The following is a 25,988-nucleotide window of genomic DNA, read 5'->3' as shown; positions in this document are numbered from 1 at the left end:
GTGTCAGAGGTTGATCGCGTACGCCTTGCGCAGCGTCTCGTGCACCGTCCACGTCGTACGGTCGCCCTCGCGCAGCACGGCCATGTCCCCGGGGCCGACCGTCAGGGTCTGCCCGCCCTCGACCTCGATGGTCGCCGAGCCGCTGATCACTACGAACAGCTCGTCCGCCTCGGTGTCGGTGACCACGCCCGGGGTGATCTGCCAGATCCCGCGGATCTGCCGCCCGTCCTCGGACTCCCACACGACCTTTCCGGTGACCTCGGGCGTGCCGGAGACGATCTGCGCCGGGTCGAGCGGCTCGGGTTCGAGCTCGGCGTCGGGGATGCGGACAACGAAGCTGTGCGTCATGCCGCGACCCTAGCCCGGCCGGGTGCGGTCAGGCGTGGACACTGTGTGGGGTATCGGCCCAGGTGGGGGGACACTTCGTCGCGGAGTGGCGGCCCGGGTGGCGCCGGGTGATCGTGGAGGGCATGGCGCAGACCACGGCGGCCGTCCCCGGGCCGCACCCCCACGCGACCCGGGAGAACATCCTCTTCGGAGGCGTCTACGGCGCCGTCCTGGCCTGCTCGATGGTCGCCGCGCTCACCCAGTACGGCCACACCTCCAGGGCCAGCCGCCGCTACGACGCCCTGTGGCTGCTGGTGACCGCCGCCGCCTCGGCGCTGGCCCACGGGTACGCCCACTACATCGCCGAGCGCGCCCCGCACCGCCGCTGGGACGCGCTGCGCACCCTGCGTGACGAGTGGCCGCTGGTCGCCGCCGCCCTGCCGACCGTCCTGCTGCTGGCCGGCGCGGGCTGGGGCTGGTGGCCCGCGAAGGGCGTCGAGTACGCGGCCTTCGTCCTCAACATCGCGCTGCTGTTCTGCCTGGGCCTGGTCACGGCCCGCTGGTCGGCCCGCGGTTGGGTCGCCGCGGTGACCATCGGGATGGTGGACGCGCTGCTCGGGGTGGTCGTCGTGGTGGCCAACGCCCTGATCAAATAGGCCGGTTGGGCCCAGCTACGAGACACCCTGGTAGCCGCGCAGCTTCCGGTAGAGCGTCGCCCTGCCGATCCCCAACGCGGCAGCCGCCCGCGCCTTGTTGCCGCCGTGCCGGCGCAACGCCGCCAGGATCGCGGCGCGTTCGGCCCGCTCCATCGGGCTGAGCCGCCGGGCCGCCGGCCCCTCCCGGACGGCGTCGGGCAGCTCGGCCCGCCGCACCGGGCCGGTGACCCGCCGGTGTTCCGCCAACGTCCGTACGACATGGGCGAGTTCGGTGACGTTACCGGGCCACGGATGCTCCTCCAGGGCCCGCAACGCGTCCAGGGTCCAGCTCAGTGGCGGCAGTCCCGGGGCCGGGCGGGGTGCCAGCATCGGCAGCAACTCCCGTACGTCCTCCGGGCGTTCACGCAACGCCGGCAGAACGACCGAGCGGGCCGCCAGGGTGTCCAGGAGCCGCTGGAAGCAGGGGCCCGGGGGAGTGCCGGGGGTGTAGGTGATCAGCAGGCGGACGTCGGGGTGTTCGTCCAGCAGGGAGTTGAGCGCGGCGACGTCGGGCTGGGCGAGCCGTTCGGCGTGCCGCAGGAGCAGCGGGCGCCCGTCGGCCAACTCGCTGTATTTGACACCGAGTTCGGGTGACTCGGCGGCATCGGCGACCAACGGCACGCTCTCGCCCAGCAGTTCACGGGCCAGCGCGGTCTTGCCCACCCCGCGCTCGCCGGTCAGCAGCATGGGTTCGTGGACCCGGGCCAGCTCGACCGCCCGCGCGAGAGTGTGCCGCCAGGGCACCGAACCGCCCGCGAGCGCCAGCGCGGGGCGCGGACACGGCCGCGGCACCTCGGCGGGGCGCGCCGCGAGGACGGCCACGATCCCGAGGACGCGGCCCTCGTGCCGTACCGGAGCGATCTCGGCGGTGCACCCGGCGTCGGCCGGGAGCGGGACGTCGTAGGACTGCTGCTGGTCGCTCGTGCTCGCGCGTTCCAGGGCGGCCAGCACCTGGGGGGTGGCGAGTCGGACGGCGGCCTCGCTGATCAGGCGGCTGCGGCCGTCGAGGGCGACGACCGCCCGCTCGGGGCTGTGCGCGGCCCGGGTGTAGGCGTCGAGGAGCACCTGTTCGGCGGTACGGGAGCGGGCGAGCAGTTCCGCCTCCACGGCGGTGGCCGCGGCCTCGGCGAGGGCGGCCCCGGGATGCGGGCCGCAGTCGGCGCACAGGCCGGTCGCGACGGTCACGGTGCCGAGCACCTGCCCGGTCCGCGGGGCGAACAGCGGGACGCTGACCGCCGACACGTCCTGCCACAGGTCGAGGAAGTGCTCGGGGCCGTGAACCTCGGCGCGGCGCCGGGTGCGCACCGCGAGAGCCGCGCTGTTGGGTCCGACCTCGCGCTCGGACAGGTCACGGCACCGGTCGTCGCCGGGCACCTCACCCGTGGTCCACAGCACCCGCGGCCGCTCGTCGGTGAGGAGCAGCGCCGCATGGCCGAGGGCCGGGGCGATGCGCTCCAGCACCGGCCGCGCCGCCTCCAACAGGGGGCAGTCCGCCGGGAGTTCGGGCTCGGGGACGGTCTCGTCGAGGTCGTGCCGTACGCCGAAGAAGCGGGCCCGGCGCCAGGCGGCGAGGACCTCGTCGGGGATGTCGTCGGGCAGCGGGCGGCCGGTCAGGAACCGCTCGCGCGCCTGGCGCAGCGGGGCGAGGGCGGGGGAGTGCTCCACGGTGGTCATGACGCCTCCCACGGTATCGGGCCCCTGGCGTGCGCCGTCGAGGGGCTGTGACTGTCTCGTAATGAGACACCCGGGGGTGTCCGGTCCGCATGATGATCGTGAAGAGTCGGTGCCTTTCTCACCCCTGTCTCACCCCTGGAGCGTTCCGCGTGCACGTTGTCGAGACCGACGTACTGATCGTGGGCAGCGGCCCGGCCGGCGCTTCGTCCGCGCTGGCGCTGAGCACCTACGGCGTGCCCAACATCGTCGTCACGCGCTACTCGCGCCTCACCAGGACGCCCCGCGCGCACATCACCAACCAGCGCACCATGGAGGTCCTGCGCGACCTCGGCGTCGAGGACGAGGTACTGGCCAAGGCGACGCCCCAGCACCTGATGGGCAACACCACGTTCTGCACCAGCCTCGCAGGGGAGGAGCTGGGCCGGATCCGCTCCTGGGGCAACGACCCGCTGGTGCAGGCCGCCCACGAGCTGGCCAGCCCGACCCGGATGTGCGACATGCCGCAGCACCTGATGGAACCGGTGCTCATCGACGCGGCGCTCGCACGCGGCTCGAACGTCCGCTTCAGCACGGTCTACAAGTCCTTCGTCCAGGACGAGGACGGTGTCACGGTCACCGTCGAGGACGGGCTGCGCGGCGACGAGTACCTCATCCGCGCCAAGTACCTGATCGGCGCCGACGGCGGCCGTTCCCGGATCGCCGAGGACGCCGGACTGCCGATGGGCGGCCAGATGGGCGTCGCGGGCAGCATCAACATCCTCTTCGACGCCGACCTGAGCAAGTACACCGCCCACCGCCCCTCCACCCTCTACTGGGTGCTCGCCCCCGGCGCCACCGTCGGCGGCATCGGCGCGGGCCTGGTGCGCTGCGTCAAGCCCTGGAACGAGTGGCTGATCGTGTGGGGCTACGACGTGAGCGCCGGCGCCCCCGACCTCACCGAGGAGTACGCCCTGTCCGTCGTACGGCAGTTGGTCGGCGACGACGACATCCCGGTGACCATCCGGTCGTCCTCGGCGTGGACGGTCAACGAGATGTACGCCGAGCGCTACACCAACGGCCGGGTGCTGTGCGCCGGGGACGCCGTGCACCGCCACCCGCCGTCCAACGGGCTCGGCTCCAACACCTCGATCCAGGACTCCTACAACCTGGCCTGGAAGCTGAAGCTGGTCCTCGACGGCACCGCCACGCCGAAGCTCCTCGACACCTATGACGCCGAACGCGCGCCCGTCGGCAAGCAGATCGTCACCCGCGCCAACAAGTCCATCGGCGAGACCGCCCCGATCTTCGAGGCGCTCGACGGCCTCTCCCCGCAGACCCCCGAGCAACTGTGGGCCAACATCGCCGCCCGCAAGGACGCCACCGAGGCCGCCGGCAAGCAGCGGGCCGCGCTGCGTGAGGCGATCGCCTTCAAGGTCTACGAGTTCAACGCGCACGGCGTCGACCTCAACCAGCGCTATCCCGCGGACGGCTCTGGCGCGATCGTCCCGGACGGCACGCCCGACCCCGGCTTCGACCGCGACCCCGAGCTGTACCACCAACCCAGCTCCCGCCCCGGTGCCAAGCTCCCGCACGCCTGGATCACCTCCGGCACCCGTACGGTCTCGACCCTCGACACGGTCGGCAAGGGCCGCTTCACCCTCCTCACCGGCATCGGCGGCGAGGCCTGGGTGCGCGCGGCCGAGGCCCACCCTCTCGACATCGGGACGGTGGTCGTCGGACCCGGCCAGGAGTACGAGGACCCGTACGGCGACTGGGCCCGTCTGAGCGAGGTGTCCGACGCCGGTGCCCTGCTGGTCCGCCCCGACGGATATGTCGCCTTCCGCCACGCCGACGCGGCCCGGAACGCCGAACAGTTGCTCACGGACGCGCTGCGACGCATCCTCGGGCACGGCTGACATTTCGCATCGGGCAGGGAGCCGCAATGACCACTCATGTCACCGTCACGGGCGAGGCCGTCGCGAGTCTGCGGGAGACCGCCGACCCGCGCCTGCGCGAACTGCTGTCGGGCCTGATCCGGCATCTGCACGCGTTCGCGCGGGAGACCCGCCTCACCCAGGCGGAGTGGGAGCGGGCGATCGGCTTCCTGACGGAGACCGGCCAGATGTGCACGGACACCCGGCAGGAGTTCATCCTCCTGTCGGACGTCCTCGGCCTGTCGATGCTGGTGGAGACCATCAACGGCGACCGGGCCGCCGGGTCCACCGAGTCGACGGTCCTCGGCCCCTTCCACATGACCGAGTCACCGGTCCGTGAACTCGGCGCGGACATCGACCTGGTGGGCGGCGGCGAACCGTGCGTGGTCAGCGGCCGGATCGTCTCCGGGGACGGCACCCCACTGCCGGGCGCCGTCCTGGACGTGTGGCAGGCCGACGGCAACGGCTTCTACGACGTGCAGCGCCCGGACGTCCAACCCCCGGGCAACGGACGGGGGTTGTTCACCACGGACGCCGAGGGCCGCTTCTGGTTCCGTACCTGTGTGCCCAGCCCGTACCCCATCCCGACGGACGGCCCGGTCGGCGAACTCCTCAAGGCGACCGGCCGCCACCCCTACCGCCCCGCTCACATCCACTTCATCGCCTCGGCGGACGGCCACACGCCTGTCACCACGCACATCTTCGTGGCGGGCAGCGACTACCTCGACTCCGACGCTGTCTTCGCCGTAAAGCAAAGTCTGGTCGAGGACTTCACCCCGACCGACGACCCGTCCCTGGCACGGGAGTTCGGCATCGCCAACCCCTTCCGGCACGCACGGTTCGACCTCGTACTGGAGCGCTCCTCGTGACGGGCCGCCTCGACTTCGCCTACGAGGCCCAGCCCATGCGGGTCGTCATGCGGCCCGGCGCCGCACTGACCGCGACGGCCGGCGAGGCCGAACGGCTCGGCTTGCGGCGCGTGTTGGTGCTCTCGGGCGCGCGCGGCGCCGACGCCGCGCAGGCGGTCGCGGACTCGCTGGGCGACACGTGTGTGGGCGTGCACGCCGGGGCGAAGATGCACGTGCCGGTCGAAGTCGCCGACAGGGCGGTCGAGTTGGCGCGCTCGCTGGGCGCCGACGGATGCGTCGCGGTGGGCGGCGGCTCGTCGATCGGCCTCGGCAAGGCCATCGCCCTGCGCACCGGACTCCCGCTGATCGCCGTGCCCTCCACCTACTCGGGCTCCGAGATGACCCCGGTCTGGGGCCTCACCGAACACGGCGCCAAACGCACCGGCCGCGACCCCGCGGTCCTGCCCCGCAGCGTCGTCTACGACCCGGAGCTGACCCTCGGCCTGCCCGTGCCGCTCACGGTGACCAGCGGTGTCAACGCCGTCGCGCACTCCGTGGAGGCCCTGTACGCCCCGGACTCCTCGCCCCTGATCGCGCTGATGGCGGAGGAGGGCGTACGGGCGATGACATCCGCGCTGCCCGAACTGGCCGCCGAGCCACGGTCGTCGGACGCCCGTGGCCGCGCCCTGTACGGGGCGTGGCTGTGCGGCTCCTGCCTCGGCGCCACCACCATGGGCCTGCACCACAAGCTGTGCCACGTCCTCGGCGGCACCTTCGGCCTCCCGCACGCCGAGACACACACGGTGGTGCTGCCGTACGCGCTGGCGTACAACGCGCCCGCCGCACCGGACGCGGCCGCCGCCGTGGCCCGCGCGCTGGGCGCCGAGGACGCGCCGACTGCCCTGTGGGAGCTGGCCGGCCGGCTCGGCGCACCGCGCTCGCTCGCCGAACTCGGTCTGAAGGAGGGCGACTTGGCGACGGCGGCCGAGCAGGCGGCGAGCCAGGCGTACGCCAACCCCCGGCCGGTCACCGAGGACGGGGTGCTCGCCCTGCTGCGGGCGGCGTTCGAGGGAAGCGCCCCCGCCTAGTCAGTGGTTCGCGCGGACGCCGTCCAGCGCGATCGCCAGGACGCGGTCGCGCTGGGCGTCGTCCATGAACGTCGTGCCGGTGACTCCGGCGACCATGCGCAGCAGATCACCGAAGTCCATGTCCGTGCGTGCCACGCCCGCCTTCTGCGCCCGCTCGAACAGCGGGCCGCCCGCGGAGTACATCGAGTCGCGGCAGGTCCCGAAGATCTCCGAGTCGTTGTCCAGCGCCTGGCGCACGGCCTGCTTGGTCACCATGTAGCCCACGAACCGGTTCAGCCACGCCGTCAGCGCCTCCCACGGTTCCTGGTCGGCGACGGCCAGGGCCGCCTGGCACAGGGCGTTCACCTCGTCCGCGTAGACGCTCTCGAAAAGGGCCCGGCGGGTCGGGAAGTTGCGGTAGAGGGTGGCGATGCCGACGCCCGCGCGCCGCGCGATGTCCTCCAGCGAGGCCTCCGCGCCGTGCTCCGCGAAGGCCTCGCGGGCGGCGGCCAGCAGGGCGTCGTAGTTGCGGGCGGCGTCCTTGCGGTGCGGTCTCTGGGCCGCGACGATCTCGCTGACGGGGAACGGCTGGGCCGTCACGGGTGCCTCCCTGGGGCGGACTCGGTTGAACCGGAGGGATGCCTCCGTTACAGTGGAGGGGTACCTCCACTTTAGCAGTGTGGGCGCGTGCCGCCGCGAAGCCGTGCGGCCGCACCCCGTTCGCTTGTTTTCGGAGAGGCTCTCCATGCCCAGCAAGTCCACCCGCCTCACCTTCGCGGTCCTCGCGACCGGTGCGGGCGTGTTCTCCATGCTCCAGTCGCTGATCGCGCCGGCCCTGCCGACCGTCCAGCACGCACTGCACACCTCCCAGTCCACCGCGACCTGGGTGATGACGGCCTATCTGCTGTCCGCCTCGGTCTTCACCCCGATACTCGGCCGGGTCGGCGACCTGGTCGGCAAGAAGCGCACGCTCGTCGCCGTCCTCGTGGCCGTGCTGGCCGGCTGTCTGGTCGCCGCGCTCGCCCCGAACATCGGCGTCCTGATCGTCGCCCGGGTCGTCCAGGGCATCGGCGGCGCGCTGTTCCCGCTGTCCTTCGGCATCATCCGCGACGAGTTCGACGCCTCCCGGGTCCCCGGCAGCATCAGCAACCTGTCCGCCGTGATCGCCGCGGGCGGTGGTGTCGGCATGGTGGCCGCCGGTCCCATCGTGTCCGCGCTCGACTACCGCTGGCTGTTCTGGTTCCCCGTCGGCATCGTCGCCGTCACCACCCTCATCGCCCTGCGCTACGTCCCCGAGTCGCCCAGCCGGGCCGACGGAAGCGTCAACTGGTCCGGCGCCGTGCTCCTTTCGGGCTGGTTGGTCGCCCTGCTGCTGCCACTCAGCCAGGCCGGTGTCTGGGGCTGGGGTTCCATCAAGGTCGTCGGCCTGTTCGCCCTCGCCGTCGTACTCTTCGCGGCCTGGCTCTTCGCCGAGGCCCGCTCCCGCAGCCCGCTCATCGACCTGAAGGTGATGCGACTGCCGTCCGTGTGGACCACCAACACCGCCGCCCTGCTGTTCGGCGCCGGCATGTACTCGATCTGGTCCTTCCTGCCCGGCTTCGTCCAGACCCCGTCGTCCGCGGGCTACGGCTTCGGCGCCAGCGTGACCGCCTCCGGCCTCCTCATGCTGCCGATGCTGATCGCGATGTTCGTCTCCGGCGTGCTCAGCGGCCGGCTCGAACCCGTCGTCGGCGCCAAGGCTCTGCTCACCACCGGTGCCGCGCTCGGCGCCCTCGCCTGCGGCATCCTCGCCCTCTGGCACGACCAGCAGTGGCAGATCGCCCTCGTGGCGGGCATCTTCGGCTTCGGCATCGGACTCGCCTTCGCCTCCATGGCCAACCTCATCGTCGGCAGCGTCCCGCCCGAGCAGACCGGCGCCGCGACCGGCATGAACGCCAACATCCGCACCATCGGCGGCTCCATCGGCGCCGCCGTGACCAGCGTCCTGGTCACCGGCCGGCTCCAGGCCTCGGGCCTGCCCCACGACTCCGGGTACACCCACGGATTCGCCCTGCTCGCGATGTTGTGCCTGGCGGCGGCGCTGGCGGCGCTCATGGTGCCGGTGCGCCGGGCCGGCCGTAGCGGAGGAACGACCGTCAGCGCCTCCGGGGCCTCGCTCGTGAAGGCGGAGACAGAGGCGGCGGCGGTGACTCCCGGCGCCCTCAACTGACCAGCCCGGTGTGCCAGCATGAGCCGATGATCCAACAGAACGCGCGGGGTTTCGGCGCCGAACTCCTGGACGTCCACCGGCTCCGGCTCGTCGAATCCGCCGCTCCTCGGCTCGCCCCCGAGGAGCGGCTCGCCATGAACCGTGTCTGGAACGACCTGGTGCGGGCCAACCCGAGCTTCTTCGACGGACCGGTCCTGGTGTGCGCGGGCACGCACCGTGAGGGACCGCAGGACCTGGTCATCTCCTGGGCGCGGACGACGTTCCGCCACTTCGCCCTGCGCCGCGTCCCGGGATCCACCTCCTGGCTGCCGTCCTTCTTCGTCGCCGTCCTCCAACCGGCCGACGACGGACGCCTTTTGGTCGGTCGGATGTCGAACTCCACGGCGGCACCCGGCCGTTGGCAACTGCCGGGCGGCTCGCTCGAACCCCCGCCGGACGGCGAACCGCTCGACATGAACGCCCTGCACCGCCACGCCGCACGGGAGTTGATCGAGGAGACCGGCATCGACACCCGGCCCGACGACCTCGCCTTCTGGAACGTCACCCGCGCCGGGAACGGCAGCATCGGCGTCCTGTTCCGCGCCCCGGCCCTCCCGGCGGCACACCTGCGCGAGCGGTTCGCGGCCGCGACGGCGGCGGAACATGCCCAGGGCCGCGAACCGGAACTGGATCGCATGGCGCTGATCCACTCGACGGACCAACTCCCGGACCTGGTGGGCCCGCACGCGGACTATCTGGAGCCGATCGTCCGCCGGTACGCGGAGGACGGCGGTGCGGGTGTCTCGATATGAGACACCCGTTCCACCGCTGAAGCCTTCAAGATCGGCAGAGTGTCGTCCGGCGCGCCCCATGCCCGGACGGCTGCTGTGAAGAAAGGTGATCACCATGGCCCTCGCACTGCTCAGGCGCTGGCGGCCCCAAGGCGCCTCCGCCACGGCGGCGGGCCTCTCGCTCGCCCTCCCGTCCGGTGCCGGCGGACTCGGCCGTGAGATCGTCGACCCGACGGGCGCGCCCATGGGCGCCGCCGAGGTGACCGTGACGGCCCTCGACTCGCATCGCGTCGCCGCCTCCGGTACGACCGACCCCTACGGCTTCTTCCTCGCGGCCCTGCCGCCCGGCCGCTACAGCCTCCTCGTCTCGGCCCAGGGACTCCAGCCGCACCAGGAGACGGTGGAGATCGCCGCCGGAACCGCCGCGCCCACCGAGCGCGTCTGGCTCCAGCCCGGCCGCGCCCAGGAGCTCCCGCCGCCCGGCACCTGGCTCTTCGACCCGCCGCACACCGCGATCCGGTTCATCGCCAAACACGTCGGCATGGCCCATGTGCACGGCCGGTTCGAGCGTTTCCAGGGCGGTATCCAGATCGCCCAGGACATCGCCGACTCCCGGGTCCACGTCCGCATCGACGCGTCCAGCATCACCACCGGCAACACCACACGGGACAACCACCTGCGCTCCGGCGACTTCCTGGATGTGGAGCGCTACCCGTACATCGACTTCGCCAGTACCCGCTTCGCCTACCGCGGCGGCAGCAAGTGGACGTTGCAGGGCTCGCTGACGATGCACGGCGTGAGCCGCTCGGTGAACCTGGACACCACCTACCTCGGCACCGTCAACGGCGGCTACGCCGAGGAACTCCGCTGCGCGGCCCTCGCCACGGCCGAACTCCACCGCGAGGACTTCACGTTGAACTGGCGGAGCATGCTGGCCCGGGGCATCGCCGTCGTCGGCCCCACCGTCCAACTGGAGCTGGACATCCAGGCGATGTACCGCACCCACGACACCCCGACGCCGCCGAAGTGATCGGGCACATGCGGTAGGGTCGACCTGCGCGTTCACCCGGACGACCGGGTGCGGCGCGACCGGGACGTGGCGCAGCTTGGTAGCGCACTTGACTGGGGGTCAAGGGGTCGCAGGTTCAAATCCTGTCGTCCCGACGGTGCGAAGGGTCTTCGCAGGCGAGAGCCTGTGGGGGCCCTTTTCGCATGGAGGGACGAGCGGCGCATGACCGCCTCTCCCGCGCCGCGGCGCCGACTCGCCGCGCCCCGCCGTATCGTCGATACATGGGCATCTCCGCTACACCCCGTGTCCTCGTCATCGGGCTCGACCCCCGTCGGGTGCCCGGGCCGTGGGATCCCGAGCCGGTGGTCGCGGCGATCGAGGCGGGACTGGCCAAGTTCGCCGAACACGGCGTTGGCGTGGAGAGCTGCCTGTTCGGCCTCGACGGAAGCGACGACGTGGACGAGGTCGTCGGGAACGCGTTGCGCGCCCATCCCTGGGAGTGCGTCACCGTCGGCGGTGGTCTGCGGCACTCGGACGATCAGGTCGAACTCCTTGAGCGAGTGATCAACCTGGTCCGGCGGCACGCACCGGACGCGGCCATCGCGTTCAACAGCAGCCCGGCCACCACCTACGAGGCCGCTGCCCGCTGGCTCGCGTGACGGCAGCGGGATGATGTTCGAGCCATCCGGCAATTGCGTGGCTTGGTAAGAATCTTGCATCAGGGTGCGTATTTAATTCTTCACTTCGTCGCAATCTAGCGGCCTGTGTGCGGGCTCTGTACGGTCGGGGCGCCGGTTTCCCCCCACCCCGTGAAGGAGCAGCAGATGCTGACGATCTCCAGACCCCGGCGACTGGCGGTGGCCGTCGTGGCCGCGGTCGGCGCGATGTGTGTGTCCGTTCCACCCGCGGCCGCCACAACGGCTGCCGCCACACGGCCCGCGGCCGTGGGCGCGACGACGCCGTTCAGGATCTACGAGGCCGAGGCGGGAACTCCCGCCGGAGGCGCGGCTGTTCGGTCGCTGACCTCGGCGCCGACGACGCAGTACTCAAACGCCGCCCTGGAAGCTTCGGGGCACTCCTATGTCCACCTGGACGGCACCGGCCAGTCCGTGCAGTGGACGAACACCACCGGCCGACCGATCTCGTTCCTCAACATCCGCGCGAGCATCCCGGATTCGGCGACCGGCGGTGGTGTCACCGGCACCCTGAACCTGTACGTCGACGGCGTGTTCCGGCAGGCGCTGCACCTCAACTCGAAGCAGAGCTGGCTGTACGAGGGCAACGGCAACTACAACACGAGCGACAACCAGAACCCGGCCGACGGCGATCCGAGGGTCTTCTGGGACGAGTCGCACACCTTCGTCACGGGGTCACCCATCCCGGCGGGCGCCACGTTCTCGCTGCGCAAGGACGCCGACAACAGCGCGTCGTTCTACGACGTGGACTCCGTCGACGTGGAGAACCCGCCGGCGCCGCGGACCCAGCCGGCCAACTCGATCTCGATCACGAGTTGCGGCGCGGTGGCGGACAACACCCCGACCAACGGCGCGGCGGACAGCCGGTCCGTGGACAGCCGGGCCGCCATCCAGAGCTGCGTCGACCAGGCCCAGTCGCAGGGCAAGATCCTGTGGATCCCGCAGGGCACCTTCTATGTGAAGGGCACCGAGGGACTGAGCGCACACGGGATCACCATCGCGGGCGCGGGCCTGTGGTACAGCACCATCTACCGTGACGTCCCGGTGCCCAACAGCACTCCGCTGGCGGCCCTGTTCGACCTGACGTCCTGCACGGTGCGTGACTTCCACATCGACGCCAACGCCGTCAGCCGCAGCACCATCGGCGGAGACGGCGGCGCCATGGACACCACCGGCACCGACTGGCTGGCCGAGGGCATCTGGACCCAGCACGCCATGTCGGGCTTCTGGGCCTCGGGAACCGGCGGGACCGTACGCAACAGCAGGCTGACCTCGGTCTGGGCGGACGGCATCAACGTCAACAACGTGTCGCTGGGCGCGGACACCGGCAACGACCTGACGGTCACGAACAACTTCGTGCGCGGGACCGGCGACGACGCGATCGCCATCAACTCGGTGAACTACAACACCAACGGCGACGGTTCTCAGACCTTCTACCAGCCGATGACCGATGTCACCGTCAGCGACAACACCTCGATCGCACCCTGGGGCGGCAAGGGTGTCGGCGTCTACGGAGGCAGCGGCCACCGGGTCGAGGACAACTACATCAGCGACACCGCCCGTTACATCGGCCTGGGCGCCGGACGCTTCGGCGTCAACGGCAGCGATCTGCTGTCCGCGACCGTCACCGGCAACACCGTCGTCCGCTCCGGCGGCAACGCCTACAGCCAGGGCCAACCCGCCCTGCACATAGGCAACGGCGGCGACGGACAGAACACCGGGACCGTCGACAAGGTCACGGTCACCGGCAACACCGTCACCGACTCCCTCTACGACGGGATCGGCTTCTCCACCTCGACCGACACCCTGCTCCAGGACAACACCGTCAACAGCCCCGGCCGCAACGGCATCTCGATCTCACCGCCGTTCTACCCCGCACCCACCGGCTCCGCGACGATCACCGGCAACACGGTCACCGGACTCGACGCCGGCACCTCCGCCTTCGTCAACAACTCCACCGGTTTCACCGCGACGTTGAGCGACAACCACTGGCCGCCGCCCGCTCCCGAGGGCCCCTACGGCGGCACGCCGGCCGCCGTACCCGGCACGGTCCAGGCGGAGGACTACGACACCGGCGGCCAGGGGGTCGCGTACAACGTCACCTCCGTCAACGGCAACGCCGACTCCTACCGCGCCGACGGCGTCGACCTGGACAACACCTCGGACACCGGCGGCGGTTACAGCCTGGGCTGGACCGGCGCCGGCCAGTGGTTCCGCTACACCGTGGACGTCGCCACGGCCGGCACCTACACCCTCGGCCTCCGCGTCGCGGCCCCGTCGGCGGTGACCGACGCGCTGCATCTGTCGGACGCGGCGGGCACCGACCTCACCGGAGCCGTCGACCTCCCCGCCACCGGCGACTGGCAGACCTGGTCCACCACGACCACCCACGTGACCCTGCCCGCCGGCCGGCAGACCCTGACACTCCATCAGGACAACGGTGGCTGGAACATCAACTACCTCGCCCTCCTGCCCGCCTGACCCCACCCTCCCCACGGTGCCGCCGGACACTCCGTCCGGCGGCACCGTCATATGCGCGCGGCACCCAGGATCTTGCAGCTCTCATTTTTGTTTGTTGCAAAGCTCTGTCTAGTTATTGCGTGATCATGCCAACGATATTACGGTCCCCCCTGCATCGTCGTCATCCCCTGCCTCCCCTCCCTCCCCGGCGGTGCCAGCGGAACAGTTCCGGCATTTCGTTATCAAAGGAGTGGCACGTGTTCCATTCCATTCGAGATCTGAGACGGACCCTCGTCGGCGCGGTCAGCACCGCGATGCTCGCCGCCGTCGGAGTCGTCGCACTGGCCGCCCCACCCGCCCAGGCGGCGTCCACGGCCACCGGCGGCAGCGGCGCGAGCCTGCCCTACGTCGAGGTGCAGGCGGAGAACTCCGCCACCAACGGCACGTCCATCGGCCCGAGTTACACCCAGGGCCAGTTGGCCGACGAGGCGTCGTACCGCAAGGCCACGACCCTCCAGGGCACCGGCGAGTACGTCACCTTCACCACGCCGGTGGCGACCAACTCGATCAACTTCCGCTACAGCATCCCCGACACCTCGGGCGGCTCGGTCTACACCGCCGGACTGTCCCTGTACATCAACGGCGTCAAACAGCCCGACTTCACCCTGACCAACGCCTACAGCTGGTACTACGGCAGCTACCCCTTCACCAACACCCCGGGCAGCAACCCGCACCACTTCTACGACGAGGCTCACCGCCTGTTCTCCACCACCTATCCGGCGGGCACGACCTTCAAGCTCCAGGTCGACGCGGGGGACTCCGCATCCTCGTACACGATCGACTTCGCCGACTTCGAGCAGGTCGGCGCCGCCCTCACCGCACCCTCGGGGTCGGTGTCGGTGACCAGCAAGGGCGCCGACCCGACCGGTGCGGCCGACGCGACCAGCGCCTTCAACTCCGCGATCAGCGCGGCCGGTTCGGGCGGCACGGTGTGGATCCCGCCGGGCACCTACAACATCCCCGGCCACATCAGCGTCAACAACGTCACGATCGCCGGCGCCGGCATGTGGTACTCGACCGTCACCGGCACGGCCCCCGGCTTCTACGGCAACTCGGCGCCCTCGGCCAGCACCAATGTGCGCCTGCAGAACTTCGCGATCTTCGGCAATGTGCAGGAACGCGACGACAGCGCCCAGGTCAACGGCATCGGCGGCGCGATGAGCAACTCGATCGTCTCCAGTGTGTGGATCGACCACTTGAAGGTCGGTGCCTGGATGGACGGCCCGATGGACGGACTGACGTTCACCGGCATGCGCATCCGTGACACCACCGCCGACGGCATCAACTTCCACGGCGGTGTCACCAACTCCAAGGTGACCAACAGCGACATCCGCAACACGGGCGACGACGGCATCGCCACCTGGGCGGACTCCGCCATCGGAGCCGACGCCAACGACACGATCTCCGACAACACCGTGTCCCTGCAGATCCTCGCCAACGCCATCGCGATCTACGGCGGCCACGACAACACCGTCAGCGGCAACCGCGTGGTCGACACCGGCCTCGCCCAGGGCGGCGGCATCCACGTGGGGCAGCGCTTCACCTCGACACCGGTCGGCACCACCACGATCTCCGGCAACACCATGGTCCGGGCCGGCAGCCTCGACCCCAACTGGCAGTTCGGGGTAGGCGCGTTGTGGTTCGACGGCAGCCAGGGCGCGATCACCGGACCCATCAACGTGACCAACGCACTGATCCAGCAGAGTCCCTACGAAGCCGTCCAATGGGTCGAGGGAACCATCAGCGGGGTCAACCTCAACAACGTGACCATCGCCGGCACCGGCACCTTCGCCCTCCAGGAACAGACCGGCGGCGCCGCCAAGTTCACCAACGTCACGGCCACCGGCGTCGGCTACTCCTCCCCGGTCTACAACTGCTCGGGCGGCAACTTCGTCGTCACCGACGGCGGCGGCAACTCCGGCATCAACGGCACGCCGTACTGCGGCGGTTGGCCTGCGCCGGTGTATCCGCCGTACCCGTCGGAAGGCGTGACGGCCACCCCCGGCGCGCTCAACTTCGGCTCGGTGGCGACCGGTTCGACCAGCACCGCACAGACCGTGACGGTCTCCAACCCGACCAACACCGCCGCGTCCGTCTCGTCGATCTCCACCAGCGGCGACTACTCCCAGACCAACACCTGCGGTTCGTCGATCGCGGCGAACGGCTCGTGCACGGTCAGCGTGAAGTTCGCGCCGACCGCGACCGGCAGCCGTAGCGGAACGCTGACCGTCAACGCGGGCGGGACCACCAACACGGTCAGCCTCTCCGGGACCGGCACCGCGCCGGGCCCGGTGCTGAACACCGACCCGGCGAGCCTGTCCTTCGAGGGCACTGTCGTCGGCTCGTCGGCCACCGCGCAGACGGTGAAGGTGACGAACTCCGGCACCGCGTCGGCGACCGTCTCGGCTGTCGCGGCGACCGGCGACTTCAGCCAGACCAACAACTGCTCCACCCTCGCGGTCGGCGCCTCCTGCACGGTGACCGTCGGCTTCAAGCCCACCACAGGCGGCAACCGCACCGGCAGCCTGACCGTCACCAGCAACGCCAACAACAGCCCGACCGTCGTCGCCCTCACCGGCAGCGGCATCGACAGCACCACCGACATCGCCGCCGGGCGGCCGGCGACGGCGAGTTCGAGCAGCAGCCCCTACGTCGCCTCGAACCTCACCGACCCGGACGCGTCGACGTACTGGGAGGGCACGCTCGGTTCGTTCCCGCAGTGGGCGCAGGTCGACCTCGGCCAGAACTACGGCGTCGGCAAGGTCGTACTGAAGCTCCCGCCGGTGGCGGCGTGGTCGGCGCGCACGCAGACCCTGTCGGTGCAGGGGTCCACGGACGGCTCCAGCTTCTCCACGATCAAGGCCTCGGCCGGGTACACCTTCGACCCGAGTGCCAACAACAACACGGCGACCATCACCTTCAGCAGCGCCACGGCGCGATACGTCCGGGTGAACATCACCGCCAACACGGGCTGGAACGCGGCCCAGTTGTCGGACTTCGAGGTGTTCCCCAGCGGCGGCGGCTCCTCACCGGCGACCCTGTCGGCCAGCCCGACATCATTGACGTATCCCACCCAGGCGCTCAACACCAGCAGCAGCGCGCAGCCGGTCACGATCACCAACACCGGCACCGCGGCCGCGACAGTCTCCGGCATCACCGTCACCGGCGACTTCGCGCAGACCAACACCTGCGGGACGACGATCGCGGCGAACGCCTCCTGCACGGTCGACGTCACGTTCCGGCCCACCGCGTCCGGCACCCGCACCGGCGATCTCACCATCGCCAGCAACGCGTCGAACGGCACGACCACGGTCGCGCTGACCGGCACCGGCGCCGGCACGACGAGCAGGAACCTGGCCGCCGGCGCTGCCACCACGGAGTCCAGCCACACCGACGTGTACCCCTCGTCGAACGTGACGGACGGCAACCAGGGCACCTACTGGGAGAGCGCCAACAACGCCTTCCCGCAGTGGGTCCAGGTCGACCTCGGTTCCGCGCAGAGCACGAGCCGTGTCGTCCTCCAACTCCCCGCAGGCTGGGGCGCCCGCAACCAGACGCTGTCCCTGTCGGGCAGCACCGACGGCGCCGCCTTCAACCCCCTCAAGTCGTCGGCCACTTACACCTTCGACCCGACCACCGACAACACGGTGACCATCACGTTCGCCGCGACCACCCAGCGATACCTCCGGGTGAACATCACGGCCAACAACGGCTGGCCGGCCGGGCAGATCTCCGAGTTCCAGGTCTGGAACACCTGACCTGACGTCATGGTGCCGCCGGGCGCGGACGCGCTCGCGCCCGGCGGCACCGACCACCGAGAGGAGTCGAGATGGGTGTCACACGAAGAGTCTTCTTGAGGGCCGCGATCGCGGCGACGGCGGTGGGAACCGCGGGAGCGACCGAGACCGCACTCGCCCCGACCGCGTCGGCGGCGAGCGGGCCGGGGGACGTCGTCGGCAAGATCAGCGTCGGCTACCAGGGCTGGTTCGCCTGCGTCGGCGACGGCGCCCCCATCAACGGCTGGTGGCACTGGAGTCAGGACTGGGGTCGCTCGCCGTCCCCGACCAACACGAACATCAAATGCTGGCCCGACGTACGGGACTTCACCAACACCTACCAGACCTCGTACGCGGCCCTCGGCAACGGCCGCCCCGCCACGCTGTTCTCGTCGTACGACCAGCAGACGGTGAACACCCACTTCCTGTGGATGCAGCAGAACACGATCGACACCGCCGCCCTGCAACGCTTCAACCCCACCGGCGGCGAGGGCCCCACCCGCGACGCCATGGCGACCAAGGTGCGCGCGGCCGCCGAGTCGTACGGGCGGAAGTTCTACATCATGTACGACGTCTCCAACTGGACGAACATGCAGTCCGAGATCAAGACGGACTGGACGACCAAGATGTCGGCGCACACCGCGAGTTCGGCCTACGCGAAGCAGAACGGCAAGCCGGTCGTCTGCATCTGGGGCTTCGGCTTCAACGACCCCAACCACCCCTTCACCCCCGACGCCTGCCTCGACGTCGTCAACTGGTTCAAGGGACAGGGGTGTTACGTCATCGGCGGCGTCCCGCGCGAATGGCGGACGGGCACCGGGGGCTCACAACCCGGCTTCCTCGGCGTCTACCACGCCTTCAATATGATCTCGCCGTGGATGGTGGGTGCCATCGGGAACGTCACCGAGGCCGACAACGCCTACGCCACCTACACCGTCCCCGACCAGGCCGACTGCGCCGCCAACGGCATCGACTACCAGCCCTGCGTCCTGCCCGGCGACGTCTCCGGCCGGCAGCGCGCGCACGGCGACTTCATGTGGCGGCAGTTCTACAACATGGTGCGGGCCGGGGTGCAGGGCATCTACATCTCGATGTTCGACGAGTACAACGAGGGCAACCAGATCGCCAAGACCGCCGAGACCCAGGACTGGGTGCCCACCGACTCCGGGTTCCTCGCCCTCGACGAGGACGGCACCGCCTGCTCCGCCGACTACTACCTCCGGCTGACCGGCGACGGCGGCCGCATGCTCAAGGGGCAGCTCGCGCTGACCCCGACTCGCCCCACCCAACCGGTGGTTCCGACCGGCGGCGACACCACACCACCCACCGCCCCGAGTGCCCTGACCGTCACCGGGCACACCAGCGACTCCGTCTCGCTGACCTGGAACCCGTCGACCGACAACGCCGGTGTGACCGGCTACCGCGTCCTGCGGGTGTCCGGCTCGACCGGCACCCAGGTGGGCACCACCGGCTCAACCTCCTTCACCGTCACCGGACTCGGCGCGTCCACCGCGTACACCTTCGACGTCGTCGCCCTCGACGCGGCGGGCAATGTGTCCTCGCCCTCCAACCAGGCCACCGTCACCACCGACCCGCCGTCCAGCACCACCAACCTCGCTCTCCACCGGCCCACTTCGGAGAGCAGCCACACCCAGGCCTACGCCTCGGGCAACGCGACCGACGGCGACACCAACACCTACTGGGAGTCCGCCAACAACGCCTTCCCGCAATGGATCCAGGTCGATCTGGGCGCCACGACCGCCGTCAGACGGATCGTCCTTCACCTTCCCCCGGCGACCGCCTGGGCCACCCGCACCCAGACCATCTCCGTCCAGAGCGGCACGGACGGCACCACCCTCACCCAGCAACTCGCCCCGGCGGGCCACACCTTCGACCCGGCGACCGGCAACAGCGCGACTCTCACGCTCCCCGCCACCGTCAACGCCCGGTTCGTCCGCCTCGTCTTCACCGCCAACACCGGCTGGCCGGCCGGGCAGGTCTCGGAGTTCCAGGTCTTCGGCGCCTGAACCCAGGGTCAGCCTCCGCCGTCGAGATCCGTGCGCTGCCGCACCACCCGCAACTCCTGCTCCAGCAGCTCCACTTCGTACAGCTTGCCGCGCGCGTTCTCGAACGGGCGGTGCAGGATCATCATCAACCGGCCGTCGAACGTGCGGAACAGCATGCCGTGGCCGCTGTCCTCCCGTACCAGCGGCGGGAGTTGGCGCCACGGCCCGGTGATCTCCCCGGACTCCGAGACGGCGTACGTCTGCACATAACCGCCGCCCAGGGTGCCGTCCTGGCCGGTCCTGTTCTTCTCGTACGTCGACCACAGCATCAGCAGGGAGCCGCCGGGGGTGCGGTACACCTGCGGGCCGTCCGTGACGTAGGGCGGGAGTTGGTGCGGTACGCCGGCCGGGATCTCCTCGGTGATCCATGACGCGTCCGATGCCTTGAAGAGGAGAACAGGATCGCCGACCGTCCCGGTCAGGTCGGGAGCGAGCCGGACCGCTTCCATCGTCCCGTCGACGGTCTGCAGCCACTCGTGCGCGTACACCATCCACGGCTGCCCGGCCGGGTCCACGTACAACGTGCCGTCCAGGCACATGAGGTGGCGGGGTGTGGTGGGGCGCGTGGGGTCGACCGCCGTGAACGGGCCAAGCAAGGATTCGGACACGGCCGTGATCGTGCCGCGCAGATGGTTCGCGAGCTGGAACGGCGTTCCCCAGCGGCCGGCCGGCGACACCGATAGCGGGCTGTTCTCGTCGTGCAGTGTGGTGAAGAGGTAGTACCTGCCGTCCCAAGCGTGCACCTCCGGCGCCCAACCGCCGTCGCTCGCCCAGAGGCTGGGCTGTCGAGCCGCCAGGAAAACCACCAGCGGGCGCGTCCACCCGCGCAGGTCGTGGCTGCGGTAGACCATCGTGCCGACGCCCTCCACGCCCGACACCGAAGGGTCGTTGGAGGTGTAGAGGTGATAGGTGCGGGTCCCCTCGTCGGCCACGACGAACGGGTCGTGCAAGGGCATGTCGGGAAGCCGCATCGGCTCGCTCAGCGCTGGATCGGTCGCCATGGTGTCACCGTAGGGCCCCATAAACCCCTTCCGCATCAAGGCTGTTGAGGGAAAAACGCTTGGACCGCGCGGGTGCCGGCGCGGGACACTGCCCACTCCTGGCCTGCCCTTCTGCGGGCTGCCGGACGACTTCACGGGGTGGGGATGGGATCGCCTGAATCGCGCGACACCGGGCCGCGCCGGGGCTCGGTGCTGCTCGCTCTGCGCTACTACGGACGGGAGTTGACCCGGCTGCGCCGGTGGACCGCGCCCGCCACACTGCTGCCGGCGCTCGGCAACATCGGCATCAACTACATCGCGCCGCTGATCGTGGCCAAGCTCGTCGCCCGGATCGCCGGCGACACCGGCATCGGCGTCCGCGCGACGCTGCCGTACGTTCTCGGGTTCGCCGGTGTGCTGCTGCTGGCCGAACTCCTGTGGCGCCTCGGACTGCACTGTCTGAACCGGCTGGACGCGCTCGGCATCGAGCACCTGTACGTGATCGGCATGGACGAACTCTTCGCCAAGGACGCCGCGTTCTTCCACGAGAACTTCGCCGGATCCCTGACCAAGCGGGTGCTGAGCTTCGCCTCCCGCTTCGAGGAGTTCGTCGACACGATGACCTTCCAGGTCGTCGGCAGCCTGGTGCCGCTGCTGTTCGGTTCCGTCGTGCTGTGGCGCTACGAACCGCTGCTCGTCGTGGGCCTGTTGGCGATGATCGCGCTGACCGCCCTGGTCGTCGCGCCGCTCATCCGGCGCCGCCAGGCCCTCGTCGACGAGCGCGAGGAGGCCATCGCCCGGGTGTCCGGCCATGTCGCCGACAGCCTGATGAACATGGACACGGTCCGCGCGTTCGCCGCCGAGGAACGCGAGGCCGCCGAACACCGTTCCCGTGTCGCCCAGTCGCGGCGGCTCACCCTCCGCTCCTGGGACTACGGAAACCTGCGCATCGACACCCTGGTCGCGCCGCTGTCCGTGTTCACCAACGCGCTCGGACTGCTGCTCGCCGTCGCCCTCGGCGGCGGAACACACGGCGTGGAGGCGGTGGTCGTGGCCTTCACGTACTACAGCAACGCCACCCGGATCATGTTCGAGTTCAACCAGATCTACCGTCGCCTCGAAAGCTCGATGACCGAGGCCGCGCAGTTCACCGAACTGCTGCTGGCCCCGCCCACCGTGGTCGACCCGGCCTCCCCGGAACCGCTGCGGTCCCGGGGCGCGGACGTCCGCTTCGAGAAGGTGACCTTCGCCCACGCGGGCGCGGACACCCTCTTCGACGGGCTCGACCTGACCGTGCCCGGCGGCACGAAGATCGGCCTCGTCGGCCGGTCCGGCGGCGGCAAGACCACGCTCAGCCGGCTGCTGCTGCGGATGACGGACATCGACGCCGGCCGCATCCTGATCGGGGGCCAGGACATCAGCAGACTGCGCCAGGCCGATCTGCGCAGCCTGATCGCCTATGTCCCGCAGGACCCCGCGATGTTCCACCGCACCCTGCGGGAGAACCTCACGTTCGCGCGGCCCGACGCCACCGACGCCGAGGTCCGGCGGGCGGCCGAGGCGGCGCATGTCACCGAGTTCGCCGACGCCCTCCCGGACGGCTTCGAGACGATGGTGGGGGAGCGCGGGATCAAGCTGTCCGGGGGACAGCGCCAACGGGTCGCGCTGGCCCGGGCCATCCTGCGCGATGCGCCGATCCTGCTGCTCGACGAGGCCACCAGCGCCCTCGACTCCGAGAGCGAGATCCTCGTCCAGGAGGCGCTGTGGCGGCTCATGGAGGGGCGCACGGCACTCGTCGTCGCACACCGGCTGAGCACCGTCGCCGGCATGGACAAGCTGGTCGTCCTCGACCGCGGCCGGATCGTCGAACAGGGCACGCACCAGGAGCTGTTGGCGACCGAGGGCGCCTACGCGAAGCTGTGGCAGCACCAGTCGGGCGGCTTCCTCGACGACAGCCCGGAGCAGGCCGCCGACCTGCGCTGACGGTCCGAACACCGGTCCTGATCACGAGACTTGAGCCACGTACGGGCAACAACCGGTTTCTAGTAAACGGTGTTCCATGCTCGTCTCGTCGAGGTTACCCAGTCTTTTCGAAAGTTCGCCCAGGGTCTTGACGCCGTTTCCGAGCCGGAAGAAGCTCTGCCCCAACGCGTGACAACCGGTTTCTATTGGAGGTGGTGCCGTCATGCACCCACGTGCTGGTGCCCCCCTGAGCCGACGGCGATTCCTGGCTCTCTCGGCGACCGGTGTCGCGACCGGCGCGGCTGCGCTGAGCGGCTGCGCCCTGCAGGTGGCCGGCGCCGCGAGCGGCGGTGGCGGCGAGAGCATCACGATGATGGTCAATCTCGACGACTTCTCCACGGACCTGGTCAAGCAGGCCCAGAAGGAGCTCGGTATCGAGATCATCGTGGTGAGGGACGACATCACCCGGCTGATCGCGATGCTCACCAACGGCAACCCGCCGGACCTGGTGCGCGGTGTCGGCGCCGTCGACGCGCCGTACCTCGCCGCCCGGGGCGTGGCGGAGGACCTGGACCCGTACTTCGCCAGGTCCTCCGTCCTCAAGGTCGAAGACCTGGACCCCGCCAACGACCTGTGGCGGTACGACGGCACCACCCAGGGCAAGGGCCCCCGTTACGGCATGGCGAAGGACTTCTCCCAGGACGCGATGTTCTGGTACAACACCTCGCTCTTCGACAAGGCGGGCGTCGACCATCCCGCCGAGACCGAGCCGATCACCTACGAGGAGTGGCTGGACAACGCCAAGCGTCTGGTCCAGCGGAAGAACGGCCAGACCACCGTCTACGGCGGCAGTTACAACGGCGCCCTGGACCTCGGCATGCTGTTCACGAACCTGACGGCCGCCGCCGGAGGCAGCCTCTTCAACGAGGACTTCAGCCGGGTGGACTTCACCAGCCCCGAGGCCCGCAGGGCCCTGACCTGGTACGTGGACTACGCGAAGACCAAGGTCGGGCCCAGCCTCATCCAGCCCAACCCCGACGCGTGGGACGGGCCCACCTATGTCGCGAACCGGATGGCCATGTCCGGCAACGGCTACTGGCTGGGCGGCATGATCGATACGGTGCCGAAGGTGGCGGAGGTGTCCCGCCTCGCCCCCGCCCCGGTCTTCGAGGGCTGCCCGCGGCTCAGCTCCTGCCAGGCCGCCACGGGCCTGTGGATGCCGAAGAAGGCGCGCAACAAGGACGCCGCCTGGCGGGTCTTCGAGTGGTTCTTCGGCGAGGGGCCGGCCAAGGTCCACGCGGAGAGCGGCTGGGGGATACCGAGCCTGAAGTCGCTCCAGCCGCTGATGCCGCACAAGGAGGACTACCAGAAGCGTGCCCTGTCGGTGCAGAAGGCCGAGCTGGAGCACTTCTCGGTGACCCCCTTCACCCCGTACATCAAGACCGACGCCATGGTCGCCCTCATCAACCAGATCATTCCGGCCGCGGAGCACGGCCAGATCTCCGTCGACACCCTCGCGGGACGCCTCAACTCGTCCATCAACGAGCAGATGAAGCGCGGTAAGGAGCAGGTGGGATGACAGTCGGCCAGATCCCCGAAATCGCCGGGCGGCCCCGGTCCGTCCCGGACACCGGCGCCGTACGCGCAGGCGGTCTGCCCCGGACCTCCATGACCGCGCGCCGGCACCGGGCGTTCTACATGTTCGCCTCACCCTGGATCATCGGCTTCCTGCTGCTGACCATCGGTCCGATGGCGTACGCGCTGTGGCTGAGCTTCACCACGTTCGACGGGATCTCGCCCAACTGGCGCTACGTCGGGCTGGGCAACTACCAGGAGCTGCTCTCCGACCCGACGACCTGGCACTCGCTGGGACGTGCCGGCCTGTTCGCCGTGACCTCGGTTCCGCTGTCGATCGTCGCGGGGATGGCGCTCGCGGTCCTGGTCAACCGCCCGCTCAAGGCGCGCGGCCTGTGGCGCACCCTGCTCTATCTGCCGGCGGTGGTACCGCCGGTGGGCGCGGGGCTCGTCTTCAAGCAGCTCTTCAACCGGGACTCCGGCGCCACCAACGGCGTCCTCCATCTGGTCGGCATCGACGCCGTCGCCTGGCTCGACGACCCGTACGCCCGCTACGTGATCCTGATGGCGGTGCTGTGGGCGGCCGGAAACATCATGATCATCTCGCTGGCCGGGCTTCAGGACGTGCCCCGCGAACTCCACGAGGCGGCACGGATCGACGGCGCGAGCGCCTGGCGGACCTTCCGCAGCATCACCGTGCCGCTGCTCTCGCCGGTCCTGCTCTTCCAGGCCGTGACCGGGATGATCGCCTCGGTCCAGACGATCATGCCCATGCTGCTCGCCGCGGACGCCAGCCCCAAGGGCGTCACCTCGATACCGCAGTCCAACTACATGTACATGATGCACGTGTTCGCGGAGTACTTCGCTCTCGGCCGCTACGGCTACGGCTCCGCGCTCCTGTGGGTGCTCTTCGTCCTCATCCTCATCGTGACCGGCCTGATCTTCAGGTTCACGTCCGGTGTGGTGTTCTACAACGTCGACCCGGAGGCGAAGAAGTGACCGCCACCACCGTGACCTCCAAGGCACCCAAGACCCCCACGGGACGCAAGGCCCGCGATTCCGGGGCCAGGGTGCGGGTGCGCACCACCCGTCTCATCCTCTACACCGTGCTCGTCGTGGTAACCGGCCTGATGCTGGGCCCCTTCGGCTGGCTGGTCATCACCGGTCTGAAGACCACACCCGAGCTCGCGGCCTCTCCGGTGCACTGGCTGCCGGACAAGATCCAGTGGCACAACTTCGCCGATGCCTTCCACCAGATCGACTTTCTCGGCTACGCCCGCAACTCCCTCATCATCGCCCTGATCTACGCCACCCTCGTCACCCTGAGTTCCGCCTGGGTCGGCTTCGGGTTCGCCCGTCTGTCCGCGCCGGGCAAGAAGACCCTGTTCGGGGTGCTGCTCGGCTCGATGATGCTGCCCCAGATGATCACGCTCTTCCCCACGTACCTCATCTTCGCGAAGCTCGGCATGGTCGACACCTACTGGCCCTGGGTCCTGTGGGGCCTGGCCGCCGCCCCGTATCTGGTCTTCCTCTTCCGGCAGTTCTTCGCCGGGCTGCCCCGGGAGCTGGAGGAGGCCGCCATCGTCGACGGCTGCGGCTACGCCGGAATCTTCTGGCGGATCTTCCTGCCGCAGTCCTGGCCGGTCCTGGCCGCGAGCTTCGTGATCGCCTTCACCTGGTCCTGGGGCGACTTCATCGCTCCCATGCTGCTCCTGTCCAGCGACCGCACCACGCTCTCCGTCGCCATCATGACCTCCTATGTGACGGAAGGCGGGATGCCGGTGAACAACCTCCTGGCGGCCGGCTCCGTGATGTACGTCGTCCCGATCCTGCTGGTCTTCCTCGTCGCACAGCGCGGTTTCGTCGCCGGCATGTCGACGACCGGCCTCAAGTAGCCGCACC

Annotated in this window: 19 protein-coding genes and 1 tRNA gene; 16 read left to right on the top strand and 4 right to left on the bottom strand. The window is 70.0% G+C overall.

Translation table 11 applies throughout. The annotated features are described in order from the left end of the window. Positions 1-3: 3 nt before the first annotated feature. Positions 4-348 (bottom strand): cupin domain-containing protein, encoded by a 345-nt coding sequence (locus AB0M63_RS25460; RefSeq protein WP_355911793.1) that lies wholly within the window; start codon positions 346-348, stop codon positions 4-6. 122 nt (positions 349-470) lie between these two features. Here AB0M63_RS25460 and AB0M63_RS25455 point away from each other — a divergent pair, with 122 nt between their 5' ends. Beyond that, a complete protein-coding gene (locus tag AB0M63_RS25455; protein ID WP_366021001.1) occupies positions 471-983 on the top strand; it encodes a hypothetical protein in 513 nt (170 codons plus the stop codon). A gap of 15 nt (positions 984-998) precedes the next feature. On the opposite strand, the gene AB0M63_RS25450 is transcribed toward AB0M63_RS25455, so the two are convergent. Continuing rightward, positions 999-2,696, bottom strand: a complete 1,698-nt coding sequence (locus tag AB0M63_RS25450) for a helix-turn-helix domain-containing protein (RefSeq protein WP_366021000.1) — start codon at positions 2,694-2,696, stop codon at positions 999-1,001. A 149-nt stretch (positions 2,697-2,845) separates the two neighbouring features. On the opposite strand from AB0M63_RS25450, the gene AB0M63_RS25445 reads away from it, so the two are divergent. Genes AB0M63_RS25445 through AB0M63_RS25435 form a run of 3 tightly spaced genes read left to right on the top strand, consistent with a single transcriptional unit; the run spans position 2,846 to position 6,545 of the window. After that, on the top strand, positions 2,846-4,591 hold the full coding sequence (locus AB0M63_RS25445; protein WP_366020999.1) for an FAD-dependent monooxygenase: 1,746 nt from the start codon (positions 2,846-2,848) through the stop codon (positions 4,589-4,591). A 26-nt stretch (positions 4,592-4,617) separates the two neighbouring features. Then, on the top strand, positions 4,618-5,478 hold the full coding sequence (locus tag AB0M63_RS25440; protein ID WP_366020998.1) for an intradiol ring-cleavage dioxygenase: 861 nt from the start codon (positions 4,618-4,620) through the stop codon (positions 5,476-5,478). After that, positions 5,475-6,545, top strand: coding sequence for a maleylacetate reductase (locus AB0M63_RS25435; protein WP_366020997.1), 1,071 nt, complete (start codon positions 5,475-5,477; stop codon positions 6,543-6,545). Before AB0M63_RS25440 ends, AB0M63_RS25435 begins: the two co-directional genes overlap by 4 nt. Here AB0M63_RS25435 and AB0M63_RS25430 read toward each other — a convergent pair whose 3' ends face one another. Beyond that, positions 6,546-7,124: a helix-turn-helix domain-containing protein gene (locus AB0M63_RS25430; RefSeq protein ID WP_355911775.1), complete on the bottom strand. Its 579-nt coding sequence runs from the start codon at positions 7,122-7,124 to the stop codon at positions 6,546-6,548. A 145-nt stretch (positions 7,125-7,269) separates the two neighbouring features. Here AB0M63_RS25430 and AB0M63_RS25425 point away from each other — a divergent pair, with 145 nt between their 5' ends. The 8 genes from AB0M63_RS25425 (at position 7,270) to AB0M63_RS25390 (ending at position 19,530) form a co-directional block, all read left to right on the top strand. Next, complete coding sequence (locus tag AB0M63_RS25425; protein WP_366020996.1) at positions 7,270-8,733, top strand: MFS transporter; 1,464 nt, start codon at positions 7,270-7,272, stop codon at positions 8,731-8,733. A 26-nt stretch (positions 8,734-8,759) separates the two neighbouring features. Next, positions 8,760-9,524, top strand: a complete 765-nt coding sequence (locus AB0M63_RS25420; protein WP_366020995.1) for an NUDIX domain-containing protein — start codon at positions 8,760-8,762, stop codon at positions 9,522-9,524. 94 nt (positions 9,525-9,618) lie between these two features. Continuing rightward, positions 9,619-10,533 carry a YceI family protein gene (locus tag AB0M63_RS25415; RefSeq protein ID WP_355911766.1) on the top strand — a complete coding sequence of 305 codons (915 nt, stop codon included), beginning with the start codon at positions 9,619-9,621 and terminating at the stop codon, positions 10,531-10,533. A gap of 60 nt (positions 10,534-10,593) precedes the next feature. Continuing rightward, positions 10,594-10,667: transfer RNA gene (locus tag AB0M63_RS25410), tRNA-Pro, on the top strand. A 126-nt stretch (positions 10,668-10,793) separates the two neighbouring features. Next, positions 10,794-11,171: a hypothetical protein gene (locus AB0M63_RS25405; RefSeq protein ID WP_366020994.1), complete on the top strand. Its 378-nt coding sequence runs from the start codon at positions 10,794-10,796 to the stop codon at positions 11,169-11,171. Between the two features lie 165 nt (positions 11,172-11,336). Continuing rightward, on the top strand, positions 11,337-13,688 hold the full coding sequence (locus AB0M63_RS25400) for a carbohydrate-binding protein (RefSeq protein WP_366020993.1): 2,352 nt from the start codon (positions 11,337-11,339) through the stop codon (positions 13,686-13,688). 236 nt (positions 13,689-13,924) lie between these two features. Further along, the gene (locus AB0M63_RS25395) at positions 13,925-17,485 is read left to right on the top strand and encodes a choice-of-anchor D domain-containing protein (protein WP_366020992.1); all 3,561 of its coding nucleotides are present in this window, start codon (positions 13,925-13,927) and stop codon (positions 17,483-17,485) included. A 71-nt stretch (positions 17,486-17,556) separates the two neighbouring features. Next, positions 17,557-19,530 carry a discoidin domain-containing protein gene (locus AB0M63_RS25390; protein ID WP_366020991.1) on the top strand — a complete coding sequence of 658 codons (1,974 nt, stop codon included), beginning with the start codon at positions 17,557-17,559 and terminating at the stop codon, positions 19,528-19,530. Between the two features lie 8 nt (positions 19,531-19,538). On the opposite strand, the gene AB0M63_RS25385 is transcribed toward AB0M63_RS25390, so the two are convergent. After that, a complete protein-coding gene (locus tag AB0M63_RS25385) occupies positions 19,539-20,570 on the bottom strand; it encodes a glycoside hydrolase family 43 protein (RefSeq protein ID WP_366020990.1) in 1,032 nt (343 codons plus the stop codon). Positions 20,571-20,714: 144 nt separating this feature from the next. Here AB0M63_RS25385 and AB0M63_RS25380 point away from each other — a divergent pair, with 144 nt between their 5' ends. From AB0M63_RS25380 to AB0M63_RS25365, 4 genes are all read left to right on the top strand, one after another. Beyond that, positions 20,715-22,532: an ABC transporter ATP-binding protein gene (locus tag AB0M63_RS25380; RefSeq protein WP_355911748.1), complete on the top strand. Its 1,818-nt coding sequence runs from the start codon at positions 20,715-20,717 to the stop codon at positions 22,530-22,532. 202 nt (positions 22,533-22,734) lie between these two features. Next, positions 22,735-24,090 carry an extracellular solute-binding protein gene (locus tag AB0M63_RS25375; protein ID WP_355911745.1) on the top strand — a complete coding sequence of 452 codons (1,356 nt, stop codon included), beginning with the start codon at positions 22,735-22,737 and terminating at the stop codon, positions 24,088-24,090. Further along, a complete protein-coding gene (locus tag AB0M63_RS25370; protein WP_355911742.1) occupies positions 24,087-25,085 on the top strand; it encodes a sugar ABC transporter permease in 999 nt (332 codons plus the stop codon). The genes AB0M63_RS25375 and AB0M63_RS25370 overlap by 4 nt, the downstream gene beginning before the upstream one ends. Then, positions 25,082-25,981 carry a carbohydrate ABC transporter permease gene (locus AB0M63_RS25365; RefSeq protein WP_366020989.1) on the top strand — a complete coding sequence of 300 codons (900 nt, stop codon included), beginning with the start codon at positions 25,082-25,084 and terminating at the stop codon, positions 25,979-25,981. Before AB0M63_RS25370 ends, AB0M63_RS25365 begins: the two co-directional genes overlap by 4 nt. Positions 25,982-25,988 lie beyond the last annotated feature (7 nt).

It is taken from the genome of Streptomyces sp. NPDC051576, assembly GCF_040681835.1.
In the GTDB taxonomy this organism is placed as follows: domain Bacteria; phylum Actinomycetota; class Actinomycetes; order Streptomycetales; family Streptomycetaceae; genus Streptomyces.
This window is presented reverse-complemented; position numbering and strand designations above follow the sequence as displayed.

Bases quoted from the DNA above. Each gene is read 5' to 3' on its own strand.
- AB0M63_RS25415 (WP_355911766.1), top strand. From the start codon at position 9,619: ATGGCCCTCGCACTGCTCAGGCGCTGGCGGCCCCAAGGCGCCTCCGCC.
- AB0M63_RS25375 (WP_355911745.1), top strand. From the start codon at position 22,735: ATGCACCCACGTGCTGGTGCCCCCCTGAGCCGACGGCGATTCCTGGCT.
- AB0M63_RS25380 (WP_355911748.1), top strand. From the start codon at position 20,715: ATGGGATCGCCTGAATCGCGCGACACCGGGCCGCGCCGGGGCTCGGTG.
- AB0M63_RS25400 (WP_366020993.1), top strand. From the start codon at position 11,337: ATGCTGACGATCTCCAGACCCCGGCGACTGGCGGTGGCCGTCGTGGCC.
- AB0M63_RS25450 (WP_366021000.1), bottom strand. From the start codon at position 2,696: ATGACCACCGTGGAGCACTCCCCCGCCCTCGCCCCGCTGCGCCAGGCG.
- AB0M63_RS25425 (WP_366020996.1), top strand. From the start codon at position 7,270: ATGCCCAGCAAGTCCACCCGCCTCACCTTCGCGGTCCTCGCGACCGGT.
- AB0M63_RS25405 (WP_366020994.1), top strand. From the start codon at position 10,794: ATGGGCATCTCCGCTACACCCCGTGTCCTCGTCATCGGGCTCGACCCC.
- AB0M63_RS25460 (WP_355911793.1), bottom strand. From the start codon at position 348: ATGACGCACAGCTTCGTTGTCCGCATCCCCGACGCCGAGCTCGAACCC.
- AB0M63_RS25370 (WP_355911742.1), top strand. From the start codon at position 24,087: ATGACAGTCGGCCAGATCCCCGAAATCGCCGGGCGGCCCCGGTCCGTC.
- AB0M63_RS25420 (WP_366020995.1), top strand. From the start codon at position 8,760: ATGATCCAACAGAACGCGCGGGGTTTCGGCGCCGAACTCCTGGACGTC.
- AB0M63_RS25440 (WP_366020998.1), top strand. From the start codon at position 4,618: ATGACCACTCATGTCACCGTCACGGGCGAGGCCGTCGCGAGTCTGCGG.
- AB0M63_RS25385 (WP_366020990.1), bottom strand. From the start codon at position 20,570: ATGGCGACCGATCCAGCGCTGAGCGAGCCGATGCGGCTTCCCGACATG.
- AB0M63_RS25390 (WP_366020991.1), top strand. From the start codon at position 17,557: ATGGGTGTCACACGAAGAGTCTTCTTGAGGGCCGCGATCGCGGCGACG.
- AB0M63_RS25455 (WP_366021001.1), top strand. From the start codon at position 471: ATGGCGCAGACCACGGCGGCCGTCCCCGGGCCGCACCCCCACGCGACC.